Here is a 20,797-nt window from a genome sequence, read left to right as displayed (position 1 = left end):
GGTAAGTGGTAACGTAAGATCTTCGGATGACAACGGAAACCGACAAGTCGATTTTCTTCAAAGGGGTACGCGATGCGGCCCCCTTTATTTTGGTGGTGTCGCCCTTTGCCACCCTGTTTGGCGTGGTGGCGACCGAGGCCGGGCTGAACGTGCTGGAGGCGCTGACCTTTTCCTTTGCGGTAATCGCGGGGGCGGCGCAGTTCACGGCGCTCGCGCTGATGGTGGACAACGCGCCGGTGATCCTGGTGCTGGCCTCGGCGCTGGCGGTGAACCTGCGGATGGCGATGTATTCCGCCGCGCTGACGCCCTATCTGGGGGCCGCGCCGCTGTGGCACCGGGCGCTGGCGGCGTATTTCATCGTCGATCAGAGCTATGCACTCGCCTCGATCCGCTATGAACAGAATCGGCAATGGAGCCTGCGCCAGAAGCTGGTCTATTTCTGGGGGACGGTCGTGCCGGTCTGCCCGTTCTGGTACCTGTTCACGGTGGTAGGCGCTGTTCTGGGCAGTGCGATCCCCGAGTGGATGGCGCTGGATTTCGCGGTGCCGATCACCTTCATCGCGCTGATCATGCCGATGCTGCGCACGCGCGCGCACCTGGCGGCTGCGCTGGTCTCGGTCGTGGGGGCGCTGGTCCTTTCCTTCCTGCCCTATAACCTCGGTCTGTTCGCGGCGGGGATCGCGGCAATGATGACCGGGGCCGAGATCGAGCGGCGGACGCAGCCCGAAGGGAGCGTGTGATGGACAGCGCGACCGTCTGGACCGTGATCGTCCTTTTGGGGCTGGGCAGCTATGCGCTGCGGTTCTTCTTTATCGGCATCGTCGGGGACAGGCCGCTGCCGCCATGGCTGTTGCGGCACCTGCGCTATACCGCCGTCGCTATCCTGCCGGGATTGGTTGCGCCGCTGGTGCTGTGGCCCGCGGCAACGGACGGAGAGCCGGACCCGGCGCGTCTGGTGGCGGCGGCGGCCACCGTCGTTGTGGGAGGATGGACCCGCAACATCATCGCGGCGATTCTTTCGGGCGGCTTTGCGCTGTACCTGATGCTGTACCTGGTGGGGTGACGGGCCGCGCGAATGCGGGCAGATCAGGGCAAAACAAAACGCCCCCTCAGTGTCCTGCGGGGGCGTCGCATGCCTGTCGATGTGACGACGCTCGGCCTAGACGTTGATCATCGCCAGCAGGATAAGAAAGATGATGGAGCCGGCCGCGACGTAGGTCGATGCCTTCAGGAAGCCCTCGAAGGTCTTTTCCTGAACCTTGATGTCCATTTCGCCGTGCTTGTGTTCGTTGGCCATGATCACGATCCTTGTGTGCGGTTGTCACTGTTTGCGACTGGATAACGGATTCCGATGTGGCTGTCACGGCCCGGAACGTCGCAGTCAGGCAGAGGTTTCGAGATCCTGCGCCAGGCGGAAGCCGATGCGCACCGGCTCGGCGGTCTCGGACGGCTTGGGCAGGGCGCGGAGCATCACGCCAAGCTGGCTGACATGCTGGATCAGCTGGGTCTTGGCGCCCGAAGGGTCGGAGCCGTAGAAGGTGACGATGTCGGGATCGAAATAGCCCATCCCCTCGATCCTCAGGGTGCCGGGGCCGCCACCGGCGAAGCCCATGGCGACCTCGTGTTCGTTATCCAGCGTCTTCTCGAAGTTCTGGATATAGAGAATCAGCCGCTCGTAGGCCCACTGCGCGGCACTCTTTCTCGCCACGGCCTGTTTGGTTGCCAGTTTCTCGGGCACCTCGGTGCAGCGCGTGTCGGGATCGGCGTGAACCTCGTGACAGCGGGCGAAGACCGCGCGTTCGACATGTTCGGCGGTGGTCTCGATCTTGTCGTCCATGGCGGGTCTAGTCCTTCGCTTGCCAGAGCCACGCGCCGTCGTCGTCCAGGGTCCGCGTGACGCGGCCAGCCTGATGCAGGTGGTTGAGATGTGCAACCGCTTCGACCAGGGCAAGCCCGTAGGTGCCGCCGTCGATCCTGCGCTTGAAGAGCGGCGGGAAGCACTGGGCGGCGGTGCGGGGCGTGGCGAGGTGTTTCTCAAGCCGCTTGAGCGCGCCGTGGTGATTCTCGGCCAGTTGGCGCATTCGTGTGGGCAGGCCGGTGAAAGGCAGCTTGTGACCCGACAGGACCAGTTGATCGGGACGGGCGAGGGCCGACAGACGCGCGCAGCTGTCCAGCCATTCGCCCAGCGGGTCGGCGTCGGGTTCGGTGGGGTAGACGCCGATATTGGGGCTGATGGACGAGATGATCTGATCGCCCGCGATCACCAGCGCGTCGTCGCGGGACCAGAGCGTCAGGTGTTCGGGCGCGTGGCCGTGGCCCACATGGATGTCCCAATCGCGCCCCCCGGCGGTGAGCGTGCCGCCCTGTTGCAGGCGGGTATAGCCCACCGGGAGGGGCGCGCAGCTGTCCGCGAAGTTGAAAGGGCGGTCGGTCTTGCGGGCCTCGAAGATGTCCGGGTCCATGCCCGCGCGTTGCCAGAATTCAAGCGCCTGCGGGGTGGGGCGTTCCTCGACATCGAGGATCAGCATCCGGGCCATCAGGTAGGCGGTGCGGGTCATCAGCAGCTCGGCGCCGAAGAGGTCCATCAGCCAGCCGGCCATGCCGATATGGTCGGGGTGGTGATGGGTGAGGATGATTCGTGAGACGGGTTTGCCTTGCAGCGGTGCGGCCAGCACATCCTCCCACAGCGCGATGGAGCGCTTGGTGCGCACGCCGGTATCGACGATGGTCCAGCTGTCGCCCTCGTCCAGCGCGTAGATGTTGACGTGATCCAGCGCCATGGGCAGGGGCAGGCGGATCCACAGGATGCCGGGCGCGACCTCGACGGCCGCGCCGTGATCGGGAGCTTCGTCCCAGGGGGTGGCGATCTTGCTTCCGTCGGCCATCAGGCTGCGAAGTCTTCTGGAGCGAGGGCGTAGAGGTCATCCGCCCCGGCGGTGGCGTGGGCGATATGGGCCTGCGCCTCGGGCAGGATGCGGGTGATGTAGAACCGCGCAAGGCGCGCGCGGGTGCCATCGGTGTCGTGCATCGCGGCCAGCAGGTGCGCATGGCCGCCAAGGACGCGCGCGAAGGCCCGCAGGAACGGCACGGCCCCGGCGAAGCGGTTGTTCATCTCGGTCTGCGCGACCATCCACTCGGTCGCTTCGCGCAGCGATTCGGTGGCTTGCCAGACGGGCTCGGCCAGTTCGGGGCGCTTTGCGCGGGCGGTCTCGGCGGTGCTTTCGATCTCGTCGAGGAGGGCATAGGCGGCCTCGCCCCCGTCCATCAGCTTGCGGCCCACGAGGTCCATCGCCTGGATGCCGTTGGTGCCTTCGTAGATCGCCGTGACGCGGACATCGCGCAGGTATTGCGCGGCGCCGGTTTCCTCGATGAAGCCCATGCCGCCATGCAGCTGGATGCCCATGTTGGCGACGGAAATGCCGGTATAGGTGCCGAACGCCTTGGCGATGGGTGTCAGGAACGCGGCGCGGGCGGCCCAGTCGGGCGCGGCGGTGGCGGTTTCCATGTCGATGGCGGCGGCACAGGTGAGCGCGATGGCGCGGGCGGCGAAGGTCTCGGCCTTCATCGTGGCCAGCATCCGGCGCACATTGGCGTGGTCTATGATGGTGCCGGTGCCGTTCTCTATCGTGCTGCGGCCCTGCTTGCGGTCCTGCGCATAGGCCAGCGCGTGCTGGTAGGCGCCGTCGGCCACGCCCACCCCTTGGGTGCCGACACCCAGCCGGGCGTTGTTCATCATGGTGAACATGGCACGCATCCCGTCATGTTCTTCGCCCACCAGCCAGCCGGTGGCGCCGTCATACTGCATCACCGCGGTGGGGCTGCCATGCAGGCCCATCTTGTGTTCCAGGCTGACGACCTTGAGGTCATTGGCGCGGCCCGGTTCGCCGTTCTCGTCAGGAATGAATTTCGGCACGAGGAACAGGCTGATGCCCTTGGTCCCCGGCTTGGCGTCGGGCAGGCGGGCCAGCACAAGGTGGCAGACATTGGGGGTGAAGTCGTTGTCGCCCCAGCTGATATAGATCTTCTGGCCGGTGATGGCGTAGGTGCCGTCACCGTTCGGCACGGCCTTGGTGGACAGCGCGCCGACGTCGCTGCCGGCCTGCGCCTCGGTCAGGTTCATGGTGCCGGTCCATTCGCCGCTGACCAGTTTGGGCAGGTAGGTCTGCTTGAGCGCGTCGCTGGCGTGATGCTCCAGCGCCTCGATCTGGCCTTGCGTCATCAGGGGGCTGAGTTGCAGGGACAGGCAGGCGGCCGACATCATGTCATTCACGGCGGTGGTCACGGTCATGGGCAGGCCCATGCCGCCATGTTCGGGATCGGCGGCGATGGCAACCCAGCCGCCTTCTGCGATGGCCTTGTAGCCCTCGGCATAGCCGGGGCTGGTGCGCACGACGCCGTTTTCGAGCCTGGCGGGATGCAGGTCGCCGGGACGTTGCAGGGGGGCCAGCACCTCTTCGCACAGCTTGCCGGCCTCGGTCAGGATCGCGGAGGTGACATCCGGCGTCGCCTCGGCGAAGCGGTCGGTGGCGGTGACGCGGTCCAGGCCGACCACGTGATCGAACAGGAACTGGAAATCCTCGACAGGGGCGCGATAGGGCATCGGTATCTCCCGAATGGCGGTGGGCGGCGCGGCTTGGAATCCGGCACGGGCATCTGTAACTGTGACTTGGGCTTGGCATCAACACTATTGCACCCGCCCGACACGGCAACAGAAACGCGGCGTCAGACCGGCCATGACACTTGAGACACGACACCTGACCGCCGATGCGGAGGGATATGCGCAGGCGGCGGAGGTCTGGCGCGCGGGCGGGCTTGTCGCCTTTCCGACAGAGACGGTCTACGGGCTGGGCGCGGATGCGCGGGACGACATGGCCGTCGCGCGCATCTTCGAGGCCAAGGGGCGGCCCCGCTTCAACCCGCTGATCGTGCATGTGCCCGACGCCGACGTCGCCAGGACGCTGGTGGAGTGGTCGGACGCGGCGGAAATCCTCGCCTCGGCCTTCTGGCCCGGGGCGATCACGCTGGTCTTGCCGATCCGGGGCGGGGCGGGGCTGTCCCCGCTGGTGACGGCGGAGTTGCCGACGCTGGCGGTGCGGGTGCCCGCGCATCCCGTGGCGCAGGCGTTGCTGCGCGCGTTCGGCGGGCCGGTGGCGGCGCCCTCGGCCAACCCCTCGGGGCGGATCAGCCCGACCGAGCCGGCGCATGTGGCGGCGGGCCTGTCGGGCCGGATCGAGGCGATCGTCGAGGGCGGGGCTTGTGACGTGGGGCTGGAATCGACCATCCTGGGGCTGGACGGCGCGCCGACGCTGTTGCGGCCCGGGGGCATTCCGGCAGAGGCCATCGAGGCCGCGCTGGGCACATCGCTGGAGCGGCATGTCGAGGGCGGCACGCTGACCGCGCCGGGGCAGATGACCTCGCATTACGCGCCGGGGGCGGCGGTGCGCCTGAACGCGACCGAGGTGACCGAGGGCGAGCTGATGCTGGGCTTCGGGCCGATGGAGAGCGATCTGAACCTGTCGCCCACCGGCGACCTGGTGGAAGCGGCTGCGCATCTTTTCGGGTACCTGCACCGGCTGGACGCCGCCAATGTAGGCGGAATCGCCGTGGCACCGATCCCGGACAGCGGGTTGGGCCGGGCGATCAATGACCGTTTGCGCCGCGCGGCGGCCCCGCGCGACGTCATCGGCTAGCTTGCGGCCAGGCTTACTTGCAGCGGTTCTCGGCTTCTTCCAGGGCGGCGGTGTAGCCCAAGAGCGAGAACGTGTCCTTGGTGACCGTGCCCCGCCCGGACCGCGCGGTGAGCACGGCATCGGCGCCCCGCTTCATCGCGGCGATGATCTTGGCGTCGTCGGACGCGCTTGCCGGCCAGGCCCACTCGCCCTCGGTGAACATCTCGAACTCGGTGCCGCCGATATTGACGTTCACGGTCGAGCCGCCCGCGAAGGGGTAGCCGCCGGTAAAGGTGATCTGACCGTCCACGCCCGCGCCGGGCCGGAAGAAGGTCATCAGCAGGATGTCGCCACGGCGGACGGCGACGACGCGCCCATCCTTGGTGTTCACCGTCTCGGTGGGTGAGCTGACGGCCCAGCACTCTTTCGGGTCGGCGTCCTCGAACACGCTCCACGCGGTTTTCGCGGCGACCTGGTTGGTGCTTTCGTCTTGTGCGGTTGCGCCCGACGCGACCATGGCCAACAGGGCCGCGGCGGCGCCGAATGCTTTGAATAATCCCATTTGTCCAGCCTCCAAGCTGTCCTTTTGCCTCAATCGTCCCTGGCGGCACTCACCCCCTGACGGGATTTTCTGCACGTGCAGCCATTTCCTTCTCGACATTGCAATACTAGCCTGAAACACGCGAGACATGAAAGGTGCAATTGGCGAATTTTCGCCGTAGGAATGACGCGCCGAGACGACCAGCCCGACGACCGGAGGCCCCAAGTGACGAATGCCGTTCCCCTGACCGAAATCTGGCGCGGAGACATCGTGGAAAGCCTGCATCTGGGCCATGCCGTGATCTGTAATGGCGCGGGCGAGGTGATTGAGGCCTGGGGAGACCCGGACGCGGTGATCTATCCGCGCAGTTCGGCCAAGATGATACAGGCGATGCCGCTGGTCGATAGCGGTGCGGCGGATGCGTTCGGGCTGACCCAGCAGCAACTGGCACTGGCCTGCGCGTCGCACCAGGGCGCGGCGGTGCATACGGACGCGGTGAATCACTGGATCCACGGGCTGGGTCTGAGTGACGAGGATTTCCGCTGCGGGCCGCAGATGCCGCAGGACCGGGAGGCGTTCAATCACCTGATCAAGACCGACGGATCGCCCTGCCAGGTGCATAACAACTGTTCCGGCAAGCATGCCGGGTTCATGACCCTGTCGAAGCACCTGAACGGCGGGCCCGAATACGTGGACCCGGACCACCCGGTGCAGCGCGCCTGTTTCGAGGCGTTCGAGGAACTGACCGGAGAGCGCAGCCCGGGATTTGCGCCAGACGGGTGCAACGCGCCCAACTCGATCACCACAATGCGCGGGATGGGGGGCGCCATGGGCTGGTTCGCCAATGCCACCGAAGGCGGTGGCGCGCGGCAGGATGCTGCGGTGCGGCTGCGCGAGGCGATGATCGCCAATCCGCTGCTGGTGGCGGGCGAGAAACGCGCCTGTACCGAGCTGATGAAAGCCTGCCACGAGCCCGTGGCGCTGAAGACGGGCGCCGAAGGCTTCTTCGTGGCCATTGCGCCGACCAGGAAGCTGGGCATCGCGCTGAAAGTTGCGGATGGCAGCACGCGGGCCGCGAATTGCACCATCGCCGCCTTGCTGGTGCGCATCGGTGTGCTTGCGCCCGAGCATCCGGCGACGCTGAAATTCATGAACGCGCCGATCCTGAATCGCCGCAAGGTACGCACCGGAATCGTGAAGCCGGTGGACGGGCTGCTGGCCTGACTCTTCAAGGTGTCGCGGCGCCTTTGACGACATCCTGCCGATTGCGGTATCCGCCATGCGCTGGTTTTCGCGTTGCGGCGTTTCCCTGCCCAACACCGGCAGCACAATGCCGAGGAAAACCGGCGCTTTAGGCCTGATTTCGCACGACCGGCTTTCATCCGGCGACGGGCTCTTTCGGGATTGGAATGGCGCGATCATGTTCAGGGTCCGCGGGCAGAAACGCCCCGGACAACCTGAACCCAGAAAAGGGAAACCAAAGATGACCAAGACACTTTCTGCAGCGACGTTCGCGCTTGCCCTGACCGTTCCGGCCCTGGCCTTTGCCTTGGAAGCGGATACCGACGGCGACGGCATGGTCTCGATGGAAGAATTCCAGGCTGCGATGCCCGATGCGCCGGCCGGCACTTTCGAGCAACTGGACTCTGATGCCGATGGCATGCTGAGCGAAGCCGAAGTCGCGGCAGGACAAGAGGCGGGCATCCTTCCCGCCTAGGCCGTCACCCGGCCGGGGCGTGCGCCTTTCCCCCCATCCTGAGCGCACGCCCCATTCTGACGCCCGTGGTGTTTCATGAAACGCCCGGGCCGCGGCACGGGCCGGAAGGCGGGCACATTCCCCAGATGAGTGCATCGGTGTCCGTCCTCTTGATCTTCAGGCCCCCTCAGGGGTCGGTCCGTACCGCCTTTTCCTTTTGAAATGAAGGTCTACGCGCCGAGATAGTCGCGCAGGACCGGCGGCGGATCGTCGAGCAGGTCGGCGGTCGGTCGCGGGGCATGCGCGGTGCCGTCGGCGACGAGGATGGCCCGTTCGGTGATGCGCCGGGCGTCCTCTGGCGCGTGGGAGATCATCAGGAGGGTCGCGCCGGTTTCGCGGGCGATCTCTGCGACGAGGTCGAGCATCTCCATCCGCAGCGCCGGGCCAAGCGCGGCGAAGGGTTCATCCAGCAGGAGCAACGGCTTGTCCTGCAGCATGACGCGGGCGAGGGCCGCGCGGCTGCGCTGGCCGCCCGACAGTTCGCCGGGTTTGCGGGCGTCCATGTCCGCCAGGCCGACGCGGTCCAGAGCCTGGGTCACGCGGCTCCTGTCGGCGGGCGGCAGGCGCAGGTTGGGTGAGAGGCCAAGGCCGACGTTCTGCGCCAGTGTCAGGTGCGGGAAAAGGTTGTCCTCCTGAAACAGCATGGCGACGGGGCGGGCTCCGGGGGCTTGATTGGTGATGTCGACGCCGTGCCAGGTCATGTGCCCCTCTGCCACGGGCAGGAATCCCGCGATGCCTTCGAGCAGGGTGGACTTGCCGGCGCCCGAGGGGCCGATGACGGCGACGGTCGCGCGTTCCGGTACGGTCAGGTCGGCGGCCAGCGTGAAGCTGCCGTTGCGGATGGTGGTGGCGTCAAGTTTCAGCATGGCGGTGCCCACCACGGTCGAGCAGCCAAAAGACCCCGAAGGACAGGATCAGCAGCAGGAAGGAGGCGGCGGCTGCGGCCTCCATCTGGTAGGAGCCCATGAGGCGGTAGATCTGCAGCGGCAGGGTGGCGACGTCGGGGTCGGCAAAGAGCGTTATGACGCCGAGATCGCCCATCGAGAGGGCGGCGGCCAGTCCGGCGGCGAACCCGATTTGCGGGCGCAGGCGGGGTAGAAGGACATGCCGCAAAAAGGGCAGCCCGGCCATGCCGAGCGACAGGCCGAGGCGGCCTTGGCGCGCCACGATATCGCGGGCGCGGGGGACGAGGATGCGCAGCGCGAAAGGCAGGACGGTGATGGCGTTGACCAGCGCGGTGACGGGCAGGGCGAAGGCCTGCGGATTGGCGTAGGGTCGGATCGCGATGAAGAGCCCGGTGCCGATCACCAGCGGCGAGGCGGCGAGGCCGAGCAGGCCCGCGATTTCCACCATACGGCCCCGTTCGGTTGCGATGGTGGCGGCCATGGGCAAGGCCATGCAGAGCAGAAGGACCGTGCTGAGCGCCGCGACCCAGAGCGAGGTGAGCGCGGCGGTCCAGACCTGTCCCGGCATGTCGGCAAAGCCGGGCAGGCCCGACAGAGCGATGGCCATGAGCGGCACGAGCAGGAAGACTGCCGCCACACAGATGAACAGCGCGTCAACCCACCGTGCGGTGGTCGTTTTTCCGTCGAACCGGCTCAAACCGCGATCGAGGCCCGAGCCGAACCCTTCGCCGCGCGCCAGCCAGAGGGCGATGCCACCGGCAAGAACCGTCAGGCCAAGCTGCACGGCAGAGAGAAGCGCGGCCCGCCCAAGATCGAAGTCAAACCTGAACGCCTGGTAAATGGCGAGTTCTATCGTGGTCGCACGCGGCCCGCCGCCAAGCGTGAGCGCGACGGCAAAGCTGGTGAGGCAGATGGCGAAGATCACGGTGAAGGCGCCGGGGATCAGGCGCAATAGCATGGGCAGTTCGATCACCCGGAACATCGACCAGCCGTCGATGCCCAGAAGCGTGGCAAGACGGAAACGTTCGGCAGGGATCTCCTGCCAGCCTTGCAGGACAAGGCGAGTGGCCAGCGGCAGGTTGAAGAACACATGCGCGAGGACCACGCCGTGCAGGCCGTAGATCTGAACCGGCGGCAGGCCGAGCGTGCCAAGCGCTGCGCTGACCCAGCCGCCACGGCCGAAAACCTCGATCAGGCCCAGGACGGCGACGATCACCGGCAGGATGAACGGGGCACCCAGAAGCGCGATCAGCAGGCTGCGGCCCCGGAACCGGCGGCGGGCGAGGGCGCGCGCGACGGGGACGGCCAGCAGAACCGAGAAAAGCGCCGAGAGGGTGGCCTGCACCAGCGTGAAGCGCAGGGCGGCCCAGTCGGCGGCGGTGAAGCCGCGCCCGGTTTCGGCGCGCAAGGCCACGGCCAGCAGCGCCCCGAAGATGAGCGCCGCCACGAGGGCGGCGGCGCTCCACCCCGGTCTGGCGCTTAGCGGCTGAGCGCGTTCAGCCATTCATCGAGCGCCGCATCGCGGGCGGCGGCGGCCTCTTCGGCGCTGAGAAGCAGGGATTTTTCCGGTTGCACGAGTGTCTCGAACCCGTCGGGCAGACCGTCATCGAGTTCTACGGCGGGATACATCCAGTTGGTGGTGGGAATGACCGACTGGAAGTCCTGGGTCAGCATGAACGCGAGGAACTGGTCGGCCAGCTCCGGCTGATCGGTGGAGGCCAGTTTGCCGGCCACCTCGACCTGCATGTAATGGCCTTCGTCGAAGGTGGCGGCGGTCTTGGTGTCGTCCTCTTCGGCGATCAGGTGATAGGCGGGCGAGGTGGTGTAGGACAGCACCATGTCGGCCTCGCCTTCGAGGAAGAGGCCGTAGGCTTCGGTCCAGCCCTTGGTGACGGTGACGATGTTGTCCGAGAGCCCCTCCCAGATCGCCGGGGCCTCGTCGCCATAGGCGGTCTTGACCCACATCAGCAGGCCGAGGCCGGGGGTGGACGAGCGCGGATCCTGGATGACGATCGAGGTGTCGCTGTCGGCCAGAGCCTTGAAATTGCTGGGCGCTTCAAGAGTTTTATTGTGGACGAAGGCGAAGTGGCCCCAGTCGTAGGGCAGGAACACCGGGTCTTCCCAGGTGATCGGCAGATCGAGTTTGGGCGACTGGCCGTGCTCGGCAAAAAGGCCGGTTTCCTTGGCCGCGGCAACGAGGTTGGTGTCGAGACCGAGGACGATGTCGGCGTCGGTATTTTGCCCCTCCAACCGGACGCGGGCCAAGAGAGCTGCGCCGTCTTCGACGCCGACGAGGGTGAGGTCGCAGTTGCAGGTGGCCTCGAACGCCTTTTCGATCTGCGGGCCGGGGCCCCATTCGGCGACGAAGCTGTCATAGGTGTAAACGGTCAGTTCGGGCGTCTGGTCTGACTCCTGGGCCATCGCAGATGTGGCGGCGGTCAGGAATCCCGCAGTGAAAACAAGGTGTTTCATGGCATCCTCCGTTCCGGTGGAGGGTGCGGCGCGATGCGGCTGCATGACCTTCCCTCCGCCGGTTTCAGCCGGTTCAGGTTCAACGGGTTCGCGATCTGCATCTCAGTCGCCGGGCCGGGCCGGGCGACACCCCGAGGTTTCAACAGGAACCTAGGGGCAAGCCGGGGTCGGGACAAGGTGAATCGGCGAATCGGAAGGTTAAGGCGTTGGGAATCGCCGAAAACGGCATGTCGGTATCGTGTTGGTATCCGGGTGGTATCGCGACGGTGCGATTTTCGCCGGGGCACCGGGTTGACGCACCGCGCGGTGCTGCGGCGGGTCGAGAGCGGGCTGACGGCCCGAAACGGCCGGTGAGGTCCCGGGTCGAGCCCGGGACGCGTGGGTTACATTTCGACGATCGGGGCGACCTCGACGCTGCCCTTGCCGCCATCGAGGATCGGGCAGCCGCGGGCGATCTCGCAGGCCTCGGCGTCATCCGCGGCCTCGACGATGGAATAGCCCGAGAGGGGATTGGACCCGCCATTGTCGGCGATGCCCTCGGTGCTGACCGTCTTGGACATGCCGACGGGGTTGCCGGGGTCGATGAGCTTGCCGCCGAGGCCGCCGAGCCAGCTTTCCCAGGCCTTCATCGCCTTGAGCCCCTCTTCTTCGGTCTCGGGCCGGCCGCCGCCGTGATAGGCGAGGATGTACTTGGGCATGTGTCGGTCTCCTTTCAGGGGTCAGTGGGGTTGGCTTTGCAGATGGCGGGCGAGGCGGACCATGGGGCCGCTTGTCCAGCCGGTTTCGTGCCGCGCGGCGCGGTCGTCGTCGGGCAGGTCGCGGTGGTCGATGGTCAGCCGGGCGCCGCCCGCGGCGGGTGTGACGGTGAAGGTGACGTGGCTTTCGGGGGCGCGCATGCCCTCGGGCAGGTGCCATGTCCAGGTGAAGCCGACGCTGTGCGGCGGGTCGACATGCGTCACCTGCCCCGACATGCGGTAGCGGTTGCCGTCGGCATCGCGCATCTCGGAATGCCAGGGACCTTCGCGGGTGAAGTCGAGGGCTGTGTCGGGCAGGGTCATGCCGTCATGGCCCCACCATTCCAGTACCTCGGCGCGCTGGGTGATGGCGCGGAACAGGCGCGCGGGCGTGACCGGGAAGTCGCGGGTGATGCGGACGTCGCCCATCAGTCAATCCTCGTCCTGAAGGGCGAGGTGGGTGGCGAGGCGGTCCATCGACGCCTGCCAGAAGGCGCGGTGATCGAGCGTCCAGTCGGAGATGGATTTCAGCGCCTCGGGGCGGACGGAATAGAGCCGGCTGGTGCCCTGGATGCGCTGTTCGACCAGCCCGGCCTGCCGCAGCACCTTGAGGTGGCGGGACATGGCCGGGGCGCTGATATCGGCCTGTTCGACGAGACGACCGGCGGGCAGCTCGCCCTCGGCCATCAGGCGCTCGACCACGGCAAGGCGGGTCGGGTCGGAGAGGGCGGCGAAGGTGTCGGTCAGGTGGGGCATAACGCGTAATTAACATAGTAGTTAATTAACGTAAAGACGAAATGGTCCGACGATGCGTGGGCTTTCGCCCACCCTACAGGATCTGGAAATCGTTGCGGTCGTAACCTTGCAGGTAAAGGAGCGCCGTGAGATCGCCGTGGTTGATGCGCAACTCGCACTCGGCGGCGACGGACGGCTTGGCATGGAGTGCCACACCGCTGCCTGCGCGGGCGAGCATCCCGAGGTCGTTGGCCCCGTCGCCCACCGCCAGCACGTCGATTTCGGAAATGTTGAGGCGGGTGGTGATGTCGGCGAGCGCCTGCACCTTGGCCTCGCGCCCGAGGATGGGGCGGGCGACGTCGCCGGTGAGCTTGCCATCCTCGACAAGCAGCGTGTTGGCGCGGTTCTCGTCGAAGCCGAGCAGCGTGGCGACATGCGAGGTGAAGGCGGTGAAGCCGCCCGACACGAGGGCGGTATAGGCACCGTGGGCCTGCATCGTGGCCAGCAAGGTGGCGCCGCCGGGCATGAGGGTGATGCGGGTGTCTAGAACCTCGGCGATGACGTCTTCGGGGAGATCCCTGAGCAGGGCGACACGTTCCAGAAGGGCACCCTCGAAATCGAGTTCGCCGTTCATGGCGCGGGCGGTGATGTCCTTGACATGCGCGCCGACGCCGGCCTCTTCGGCCAGCTCGTCAATGCACTCCTGCTGGATCATGGTGCTGTCCATGTCGGCCAGCAGCATCCGCTTTCGGCGATTCTCGGACGGTTGGACCACAAGGTCGGTGCGCAGGGTTTGCAGGTTGTCCCAGACCTCCCACCGGTTGTCGGGGAGCGCGGCCATGTCGAACTCCGCCGCTTCGTCGGGCGAGAGCCAGCGGGCGTCGAACCCGCCCCAGGCATTGCGCAGGTTCTCGACCAGGGCGGGGTCGAGCGTGCCCGGAGGCGCGATGAGGGTGGTGGTGAACATGGGGACGTCTCCGCTATGCGCTGTGAGTGCGGGCATAGCGCAGGTTGGGAGGGGGTTCTAGGTGGGGGGACGCAATCGCGGGTCACGCATGGCAGAAGGTGCGAACAAGGCCGTGGCACCTGCCGGGAGGGGCGCGTGGGTTTTCACCCACCCTACGACAGGGCGAGCAAGGTCTGCATGCCGTGTCACCGGATGACGGATGCCAGTGTTTCCAAAACCGCAACATTATGCTAAGGCTGAACGTACTACTTTTTGAATACACTTTTTTTGAAGTCATTTTTTTATTCAATGGATTTCGATCATGGAATTGTTTTCCCTGATTTCGCAAAGCCGTATTTCCGATTTCGTGGACCTGTTCGGGGTGCTCGGTGTCACGATCTACCTTGCGTCATATTTCGCCCTGCAAATCGGCCTGATCCGGGGTCAGGGGTTCACCTATCCGTTCCTGAACATTCTTGCCGCCGGATCGGTGCTTTATAGTCTTCAGACCAATTTCAACCTGTCGGCGGCCCTGATCCAGATCAGCTTTATCGCCATCAGCACGATCGGACTGCTGCGCAACTGGCTTTCGGATTACCTGTTGTTCCTGAAGGAGGACGAGAAGCTTCTGCTTGCCAGCAAGTTTCCCGACCTCAGGGGGTTCCGGGCGCGCCGGCTTCTTGAATCGGGGCATTGGAAGCATCTGCCGGCCGGCACCGTGCTGACACGCGAGGGGAAGATATCGGGGGAGTTGTTCTATATCGCGTCGGGCGCCGTGACGGTCTATTCCGAAGACACGTGTCTTTTCCGGTACGAGAGAGACGTGTTCATCGGCGAGATTTCATGTCTGTCGGGGCAGCCGTCGACGGCCACCACCATCGTGGCCGAAGCGGCATACGCGTTCTGTATCAGCAGTGCCAAGATCAGAAAGATCGCCCGGCGCGACAGCGAGATCAGGCGGCACCTCGACAATTGCTTTTCTCGTGAGATCCGGCAGAAGGTGCTTCAGAAGCACGTCAACTTTCGCAATATCGTGCGCCGCCAGCCGATGGAGACGGCAGGCGGTGTTGCTTTGCCCGAAGCGCATGACCGGTTGTGCGGGTGACGAAGTTTCCGATGATAGTCGCCCGGGGTCGCTTTCAGCACGTAAACCGCCGCGCAAAGGCTGTTTTCCCTCTTGCGGGACTCAGCCGGCGGGCGTAATCCCGTAGGTGGGACACCCCTCCCCAACGAGGGGCGCTTATCTGGAAGGATAGCAGAAATGGCTATTGAGACACCCGGCACGCGGCCGGACACTAAACCTGTCGCCGTTCCGGCGAACCCGCGTTTTTCCTCCGGCCCCTGTGCCAAACCCCCCGTATTCGACCTGAGCAAGCTTGCCGACGCGCCCCTGGGCCGGTCGCACCGCGCCGCCGTGGGCAAGGCCAAGCTGAAGGCCGCGATTGACGGCACGCGCGAGGTGCTGGGCATTCCCGATGACTACAAGGTCGGCATCGTGCCGGCGTCTGATACCGGCGCGGTCGAGATGGCGATGTGGAGCCTTCTGGGCGAACGCAAGGTCGAGATGCTGGCCTGGGAAAGCTTTGGCGCGGGCTGGGTCACCGATGCGGTGAAGCAACTGAAACTCGATGCCGAGGTCAAGACCGCCGAGTATGGCGAGATCGTCGATCTTAGTGGCGTGGATACGGACAATGACGTTGTCTTTACCTGGAACGGCACGACCAGTGGCGTGCGGGTGCCGGACGGCGACTGGATCAAGGCGGACCGCCAGGGACTGACGATCTGCGATGCGACCTCTGCGGCCTTTGCGCAGGACCTGCCTTGGGACAAGCTGGATGTGGTGACGTTCTCCTGGCAGAAGGTGCTGGGCGGCGAGGCGGCGCATGGGATGCTGGTGCTGAGCCCCCGCGCGGTGGAACGGCTGGAAAGCTATACACCGCCCTGGCCGATGCCGAAGATTTTCCGCCTGACGAAAGGCGGCAAGCTGATCGAGGGCATCTTCGAGGGGGCGACGATCAACACGCCGTCGATGCTGGCGGTGGAGGATTACCTGCTGGCGCTCGACTGGGCGCGGTCGGTGGGCGGGCTGGGCGGCCTGATCGCGCGGGCGGATGCCAATACCAAGGCGGTGGCGGATTTCGTCGGCACCCATGAGTGGGTCGAATTCCTGGCCAAGGACCCGGCGACGGCGTCGAACACGAGCGTGTGCCTGAAGTTCAACGACGATCGGATCAGCGACGGGGCGGCGTTCGCCAAGGCCGTGGCCAAGCGGCTGGAAGCCGAGGGCGTGGCCTTTGACGTGGGCGCTTATCGCGACGCGCCGCCGGGACTGCGGATCTGGTGCGGGGGCACGGTGGAGACCGCCGATGTGACCGCGCTGATGCCGTGGATCGAATGGGCGTTCAACGCCGAGATCGCGGCGCTTTCCGAGACCGTGTGAGGTGGGGTGAAACCCCACCCTGCGCGGGATGTGTAGGGTGGGTTTCAAACCCACCATTCCCAGAATTCAAAGATGAAGGACCAGACAGATGGCTCCCAAAGTACTCGTATCCGACAAGCTGAGTGAAACCGCCGTGCAGATCTTCCGCGACCGGGGGATCGAGGTGGATTTCAGGCCCGAGCTGGGCAAGGACAAGGACAAGCTGGCCGAGGTGATCGGCGATTATGACGGGCTGGCGATCCGCTCGGCCACCAAGGTGACGCCGACGATCCTGGAGGCGGCCACGAAACTGAAGGTCATCGGTCGCGCCGGGATCGGTACCGACAATGTGGACAAGCCTGCGGCATCGAAGAAAGGCGTGATCGTGATGAACACGCCCTTCGGCAACATGGTGACCACCGCCGAGCACGCCATCGCGATGATGTTCGCCGTTGCGCGGCAGATCCCCGAGGCGAGCGCCAGCACCCATGCCGGCAAGTGGGAAAAGTCCAAGTTCATGGGAGTCGAGCTGACCAACAAGACGCTGGGCATCATCGGCATCGGCAATATCGGCGGCGTCGTGGCCGACCGGGCGCGGGGCCTGAAGATGAAGGTGATCGCCTATGACCCGACGCTGAGCGAAGAGAAGATCGCGCAGAAGGGGGCCGAGAAGGTGGATCTGGATACGCTGCTGGCGCGGTCGGATTTCATCACGCTGCACACGCCGCTGATCGATGCGACGCGCAATATCCTGAGCCGTGAGAACCTTGGCAAGACCAAGAAGGGCGTGCGGATCGTCAACTGTGCCCGCGGCGGGCTGGTGGACGAGGCGGCGCTGGCGGAGTTGCTGCAATCGGGTCACGTGGCCGGCGCGGCGCTGGACGTGTTTGCCGAGGAACCGGCGACGGAAAATCCGCTGTTCGGTCTGCCCAACGTGGTTTGCACGCCGCATCTGGGTGCCGCGACCAGCGAGGCGCAGGAGAACGTCGCGTTGCAGGTGGCCGAGCAGATGTCGGATTACCTGCTGACGGGGGCGGTCACCAATGCGCTGAACATGCCGTCGGTGACCGCCGAGGAAGCCAAGGTGATGGGGCCGTGGATCAAGCTGGCAGATCATCTGGGCAATTTCATCGGCCAGATGACGGAAGAGCCGATCAAGGCGATCAACCTGCTCTATGATGGTGTGGTCAGCCAGATGAACCTCGAGGCGCTGACCAGCGCGTCCGTGGCGGGGATCATGAAGGCGGTGAACCCGGAGGTGAACATGGTGTCAGCGCCGCTGATTGCCAAGGAACGGGGGATCAAGATCTCGACCACCAAGCAGGACAAGTCGGGCGCGTTCGAGGGCTATATCAAGCTGACCGTGGTGACGGCGGAGCGGGAGCGGTCCATCGGTGGCACGGTGTTCAGCGACGGCAAGCCGCGCTTCATCCAGATCAAGGGGATCAATATCGACGCCGAGATCGGGCAGCACATGCTGTACACGACGAACCGCGACGAGCCGGGTATCATCGGCGCGCTGGGCCAGACCATGGGCGGCAATGGCGTGAACATCGCGAATTTTACCCTTGGCCGGTCGAAGGCGGGGGAGGAGGCGATTGCGCTATTGTACGTCGATGCGCCGGTGCCGGAGGACGTGATCGCCAAGCTGCATAAGACGGGCCTCTTTCAGCAGATCCGGGCGCTGGAGTTCGATGTTGGGTGATGGGCCCGGACGCGTGGTTGCGGTGTCGGGCGATGCCGGGGTGAACCCCGGCCTACGGGCTGCGTAGGGCGGGGTTCACCCCGCCTTTGGCGCCCGACATGGCCACAGGCTGAAAAGGCGCGAAAAACGACCATTTCCGGGTCGCTGTGGCGAAAGCCGTGGCGGCCCGTTTGCGTTAGGCGAGGTGCATGCGGCCGAGGAGGTTCCGATGCACGACCCGTTCCAGCTTTTCCTGTCCGAGATGTCGGCGGTGTTCCGCGCCGAGGGGCGGGCCTGTGCCAATGAGACCGCCACGGCGCTGCTGTCGGCGACCGAGGTTGCGCCGCTGACGAACGACTCGCCCGGCGATACGGACGCGATTTGCGGTCTGCTGGCGGGGTCGACCCTGGCGGTGGCCCGGGCGGCCTGGGCGGCGCATGACGTGCTGCCATGGGGCCACAACCCGGTGTCGAGCCAGATGAAGCCCGAGGACGAGGCGCTGTTTTCGGTCGTGGACCTGATGGGGCCGGAGGCGCCGCTGTATTGCCCGACCCTGCGGGCGGGGCTGTATTACCAGCGGCCGAACACGCGCTATGGGCTGCATTCCCATGCCGCGGTCGAGACCTACGTGATCATCGCGGGCCGGGCGCTGTGGACGGCTGGCGACGCGCAGCGCGAGATGGTGGCGGGGCATTCGGTGCATCATTCCACCTACTTGCCCCATGCCTGCCAGACCGGCGACGAGGGTGTGGTGGCGCTGTGGCGCTGGTCGGGAGATATCGGCATCGAGAGCTACCGCGTGCATCACGGGGCCGAGGCGTTCGGGGCCTTCGCGGCCTGAGCCGGGTTTGCACTCGCGCCGTGGCGCATTAGGTCTGGGGCATGACCCAACCGCTTTACGTGATCCCGGATATCCATGGCTATCGTTCCGAGCTCGACCGCGTGCTGGCGCGGATCGACGCACGGGCGGGCCGCGACGCCAGGGTGGTGTTCCTTGGCGACTACACCGACCGCGGGCCGGACAGCCGTGGCGTGGTGCAAACGCTGATCGACGGAATCGCGGAGGGGCGGAACTGGACCGCGCTGCGGGGCAATCACGACCAGATGTTCCTGGATGCGCTGGAAGGCCGGATGGAACCCGTGCGCTTCCAGTGGTGGATGCAGGGCAACCTTGGCGGCCGCGAAACGCTGGCCTCTTACGGAATCGAGAACGCAGAGTATGAGGGCGACTGGCGTGAGCAGGTGCCGGGGCTGCATCGCCAGTTCCTGAGCACCTTGCCCTATAGCTTCGAGACGGAAGAGCTGTTCCTGTGCCATGCGGGCGTGTCGCCCGGCACGCCGCTGGAGCGCCAGGTGCCCGAGGACCTGATGTGGATCCGCGAGCCGTTTCTGTATGACGACCGGGATCATGGCAAGCTGGTGGTGCATGGGCACACGCCGGTCGATGCGCCCGAGCATCACGGCAACCGCGTGGCGCTGGATTGCGGCACGGGCTGGGGGCGGCCCTTGCAACTGGCGGTGTTCGAAGGGCGGGAGGCGTGGATCCTGACCGAGGACGGCCCGGTGCCGCTGGTGCCGTGACGGCACGTCGGGGTTGCGGGAAAAGCGCCGGAAGGCGATGATCGGTCGGACTGACGCAGGGAGGCTCTCATGACGGATATCGTACTTCTGGATGGCGCGCGCACGGCCATCGGCACTTTTGGCGGATCGCTGGCGGGCACGCCGCCGGGGCAGCTGGGGGCCGTGGTGACGAAGGCGGCGTTGGAGCGGTCGGGCGTGGAGCCGGGGCAGATTGGCCATGTGGTGTTCGGCCATGTCATAAACACTGAGCCGTGCGACATGTACCTGAGCCGTGTCGCCGCGATGGAGGCGGGCATTCCCGAGACGACCCCGGCGATGAACGTGAACCGGCTGTGCGGCTCGGGTGCGCAGGCGGTGGTGTCGGTGGTGCAATCCCTGATGCTGGGCGATGCGGATTTCGGCGTCGCGGGCGGGGCCGAGAACATGAGCCGCTCGCCCTTCATCGTGCCGGACCAGCGCTGGGGCGCCAAGATGGGCGATGTGCGCACGCTGGACATGATGCTGGGGGCGCTGAACTGTCCGTTCGGGACGGGGCATATGGGGGTCACGGCCGAGAACGTGGCCGCCGAGCATGGCGTCAGCCGCGAGGACCAGGATGCATTTGCGCTGGAAAGCCAGGCGCGGGCGGCGAAGGCGATCGAGGAAAGCCGCTTTGCCAGTCAGATCGTGCCGGTCGAGGTGCGGGTGAAGCGCGACATGGTGGCGTTCGAGACGGATGAGCACCCCAAGCCCACGACCGCCGAAGGGCTGGCCGGGCTGCGGGCGGCGTTCCAGAAGGACGGCACGGTGACGGCTGGCAACGCGAGCGGCATCAATGACGGCGCAGCGGCGCTGGTCTTTGCCCGCGGGGAGGCGGCTGAGAGGGCCGGGTTGAAACCCAAGGCGCGGGTGTTGGGCTATGCTCATGCGGGCGTGCGCCCCGAGGTGATGGGGATCGGGCCGGTGCCGGCGGTGGAGGGTTTGCTGGAGAAGACCGGGCTGAGTGCGGCGGATTTCGACGTGGTGGAATCGAACGAGGCGTTTGCGGCGCAGGCGATTGCGGTGAACCGTGGGCTCGGGCTGGACACGGACAAGGTGAATCCGAACGGCGGCGCGATTGCGCTGGGGCATCCGGTGGGCGCGACGGGGGCGATCCTGATGGTGAAGGCGCTTTATGAGTTGGAGCGGATCGGCGGGACAAAAGCGCTGATCACCATGTGCATCGGCGGCGGGCAGGGGATTGCCGTGGCGATCGAGCGGATGTGAGGGCCGGTCGCGGAATTTTGCAAAATTCCGCGGCGAAAAATTGCAATTTTTCGGAACGATTTCTTGCAAGAAATCGGGCAAGAATTTTTGAAAATTCTTGCTGCGAAACT

Annotated in this window: 23 protein-coding genes and 1 riboswitch; of the genes, 11 read left to right on the top strand and 12 right to left on the bottom strand. The window is 65.9% G+C overall.

Annotated features, from left to right (window positions below; translation table 11 throughout):
- Window positions 1-26 precede the first annotated feature (26 nt).
- Both FIU89_RS19550 and FIU89_RS19545 read left to right on the top strand, forming a co-directional pair.
- On the top strand, window positions 27-740 hold the full coding sequence (locus tag FIU89_RS19550; protein ID WP_152494136.1) for an AzlC family ABC transporter permease: 714 nt from the start codon (window positions 27-29) through the stop codon (window positions 738-740).
- Window positions 737-1,063 (top strand): AzlD domain-containing protein, encoded by a 327-nt coding sequence (locus FIU89_RS19545; RefSeq protein ID WP_152494135.1) that lies wholly within the window; start codon window positions 737-739, stop codon window positions 1,061-1,063. Before FIU89_RS19550 ends, FIU89_RS19545 begins: the two co-directional genes overlap by 4 nt.
- 96 nt (window positions 1,064-1,159) lie before the next feature.
- Here the strand turns inward: FIU89_RS19545 and FIU89_RS19540 are convergent, their stop codons facing one another.
- From FIU89_RS19540 to FIU89_RS19525, 4 genes are all read right to left on the bottom strand, one after another.
- Window positions 1,160-1,297: an aa3-type cytochrome c oxidase subunit IV gene (locus FIU89_RS19540; RefSeq protein ID WP_152494134.1), complete on the bottom strand. Its 138-nt coding sequence runs from the start codon at window positions 1,295-1,297 to the stop codon at window positions 1,160-1,162.
- An 84-nt stretch (window positions 1,298-1,381) separates the two neighbouring features.
- Window positions 1,382-1,837: a hypothetical protein gene (locus tag FIU89_RS19535; RefSeq protein ID WP_152494133.1), complete on the bottom strand. Its 456-nt coding sequence runs from the start codon at window positions 1,835-1,837 to the stop codon at window positions 1,382-1,384.
- Window positions 1,838-1,844: 7 nt separating this feature from the next.
- Window positions 1,845-2,885 carry an MBL fold metallo-hydrolase gene (locus FIU89_RS19530; RefSeq protein ID WP_152494132.1) on the bottom strand — a complete coding sequence of 347 codons (1,041 nt, stop codon included), beginning with the start codon at window positions 2,883-2,885 and terminating at the stop codon, window positions 1,845-1,847.
- On the bottom strand, window positions 2,885-4,600 hold the full coding sequence (locus FIU89_RS19525; protein ID WP_152494131.1) for an acyl-CoA dehydrogenase: 1,716 nt from the start codon (window positions 4,598-4,600) through the stop codon (window positions 2,885-2,887). Before FIU89_RS19525 ends, FIU89_RS19530 begins: the two co-directional genes overlap by 1 nt.
- A gap of 133 nt (window positions 4,601-4,733) precedes the next feature.
- Between FIU89_RS19525 and FIU89_RS19520 the strand changes: the two genes are divergently transcribed.
- On the top strand, window positions 4,734-5,690 hold the full coding sequence (locus FIU89_RS19520) for an L-threonylcarbamoyladenylate synthase (RefSeq protein WP_152494130.1): 957 nt from the start codon (window positions 4,734-4,736) through the stop codon (window positions 5,688-5,690).
- Window positions 5,691-5,703: 13 nt separating this feature from the next.
- Here FIU89_RS19520 and FIU89_RS19515 read toward each other — a convergent pair whose 3' ends face one another.
- Entirely contained in the window at window positions 5,704-6,186 is a 483-nt protein-coding gene (locus tag FIU89_RS19515) for an invasion associated locus B family protein (protein WP_152494604.1), read from the bottom strand.
- Between the two features lie 207 nt (window positions 6,187-6,393).
- On the opposite strand from FIU89_RS19515, the gene FIU89_RS19510 reads away from it, so the two are divergent.
- A complete protein-coding gene (locus FIU89_RS19510; protein WP_152494129.1) occupies window positions 6,394-7,434 on the top strand; it encodes an asparaginase in 1,041 nt (346 codons plus the stop codon).
- Window positions 7,435-7,489: 55 nt separating this feature from the next.
- Window positions 7,490-7,927, top strand: coding sequence for a hypothetical protein (locus FIU89_RS22650; RefSeq protein ID WP_254701739.1), 438 nt, complete (start codon window positions 7,490-7,492; stop codon window positions 7,925-7,927).
- Window positions 7,928-8,136: 209 nt separating this feature from the next.
- Here FIU89_RS22650 and FIU89_RS19500 read toward each other — a convergent pair whose 3' ends face one another.
- From FIU89_RS19500 to serB, 7 genes are all read right to left on the bottom strand, one after another.
- Window positions 8,137-8,832, bottom strand: coding sequence for an ATP-binding cassette domain-containing protein (locus FIU89_RS19500; protein ID WP_152494128.1), 696 nt, complete (start codon window positions 8,830-8,832; stop codon window positions 8,137-8,139).
- Window positions 8,819-10,375 (bottom strand): thiamine/thiamine pyrophosphate ABC transporter permease ThiP, encoded by a 1,557-nt coding sequence (locus tag FIU89_RS19495; protein ID WP_152494127.1) that lies wholly within the window; start codon window positions 10,373-10,375, stop codon window positions 8,819-8,821. Before FIU89_RS19495 ends, FIU89_RS19500 begins: the two co-directional genes overlap by 14 nt.
- The gene (gene thiB, locus FIU89_RS19490) at window positions 10,351-11,343 is read right to left on the bottom strand and encodes a thiamine ABC transporter substrate binding subunit (RefSeq protein ID WP_152494126.1); all 993 of its coding nucleotides are present in this window, start codon (window positions 11,341-11,343) and stop codon (window positions 10,351-10,353) included. The genes FIU89_RS19495 and thiB overlap by 25 nt, the downstream gene beginning before the upstream one ends.
- A gap of 33 nt (window positions 11,344-11,376) precedes the next feature.
- A riboswitch (TPP riboswitch) is annotated at window positions 11,377-11,487 on the bottom strand.
- A gap of 239 nt (window positions 11,488-11,726) precedes the next feature.
- Window positions 11,727-12,041 carry a YciI family protein gene (locus FIU89_RS19485; protein ID WP_152494125.1) on the bottom strand — a complete coding sequence of 105 codons (315 nt, stop codon included), beginning with the start codon at window positions 12,039-12,041 and terminating at the stop codon, window positions 11,727-11,729.
- A gap of 21 nt (window positions 12,042-12,062) precedes the next feature.
- Window positions 12,063-12,506: an SRPBCC domain-containing protein gene (locus FIU89_RS19480; protein ID WP_152494124.1), complete on the bottom strand. Its 444-nt coding sequence runs from the start codon at window positions 12,504-12,506 to the stop codon at window positions 12,063-12,065.
- 3 nt (window positions 12,507-12,509) lie between these two features.
- On the bottom strand, window positions 12,510-12,833 hold the full coding sequence (locus FIU89_RS19475) for a helix-turn-helix transcriptional regulator (protein ID WP_152494123.1): 324 nt from the start codon (window positions 12,831-12,833) through the stop codon (window positions 12,510-12,512).
- A 73-nt stretch (window positions 12,834-12,906) separates the two neighbouring features.
- Entirely contained in the window at window positions 12,907-13,779 is an 873-nt protein-coding gene (serB, locus tag FIU89_RS19470; protein WP_152494122.1) for a phosphoserine phosphatase SerB, read from the bottom strand.
- Window positions 13,780-14,080: 301 nt separating this feature from the next.
- On the opposite strand from serB, the gene FIU89_RS19465 reads away from it, so the two are divergent.
- The 6 genes from FIU89_RS19465 (at window position 14,081) to FIU89_RS19440 (ending at window position 20,687) form a co-directional block, all read left to right on the top strand.
- Window positions 14,081-14,863 (top strand): Crp/Fnr family transcriptional regulator, encoded by a 783-nt coding sequence (locus FIU89_RS19465; RefSeq protein WP_152494121.1) that lies wholly within the window; start codon window positions 14,081-14,083, stop codon window positions 14,861-14,863.
- A 156-nt stretch (window positions 14,864-15,019) separates the two neighbouring features.
- Window positions 15,020-16,198 (top strand): phosphoserine transaminase, encoded by a 1,179-nt coding sequence (locus tag FIU89_RS19460; RefSeq protein ID WP_152494120.1) that lies wholly within the window; start codon window positions 15,020-15,022, stop codon window positions 16,196-16,198.
- A gap of 88 nt (window positions 16,199-16,286) precedes the next feature.
- Window positions 16,287-17,882, top strand: a complete 1,596-nt coding sequence (gene serA, locus FIU89_RS19455) for a phosphoglycerate dehydrogenase (RefSeq protein WP_152494119.1) — start codon at window positions 16,287-16,289, stop codon at window positions 17,880-17,882.
- 208 nt (window positions 17,883-18,090) lie between these two features.
- On the top strand, window positions 18,091-18,702 hold the full coding sequence (locus tag FIU89_RS19450; RefSeq protein WP_152494118.1) for a dimethylsulfonioproprionate lyase family protein: 612 nt from the start codon (window positions 18,091-18,093) through the stop codon (window positions 18,700-18,702).
- Between the two features lie 41 nt (window positions 18,703-18,743).
- The gene (locus FIU89_RS19445) at window positions 18,744-19,442 is read left to right on the top strand and encodes a metallophosphoesterase family protein (protein WP_152494117.1); all 699 of its coding nucleotides are present in this window, start codon (window positions 18,744-18,746) and stop codon (window positions 19,440-19,442) included.
- Window positions 19,443-19,511: 69 nt separating this feature from the next.
- Window positions 19,512-20,687: an acetyl-CoA C-acyltransferase family protein gene (locus FIU89_RS19440; RefSeq protein ID WP_152494116.1), complete on the top strand. Its 1,176-nt coding sequence runs from the start codon at window positions 19,512-19,514 to the stop codon at window positions 20,685-20,687.
- The last annotated feature ends 110 nt before the right edge of the window (window positions 20,688-20,797 follow it).

It is taken from the genome of Roseovarius sp. THAF27 (assembly GCF_009363655.1).
Lineage (GTDB): Bacteria > Pseudomonadota > Alphaproteobacteria > Rhodobacterales > Rhodobacteraceae > Roseovarius.
The sequence above is the reverse complement of the archived record's forward strand: the minus strand, read 5'-3'. Positions and strand labels throughout refer to the sequence as shown.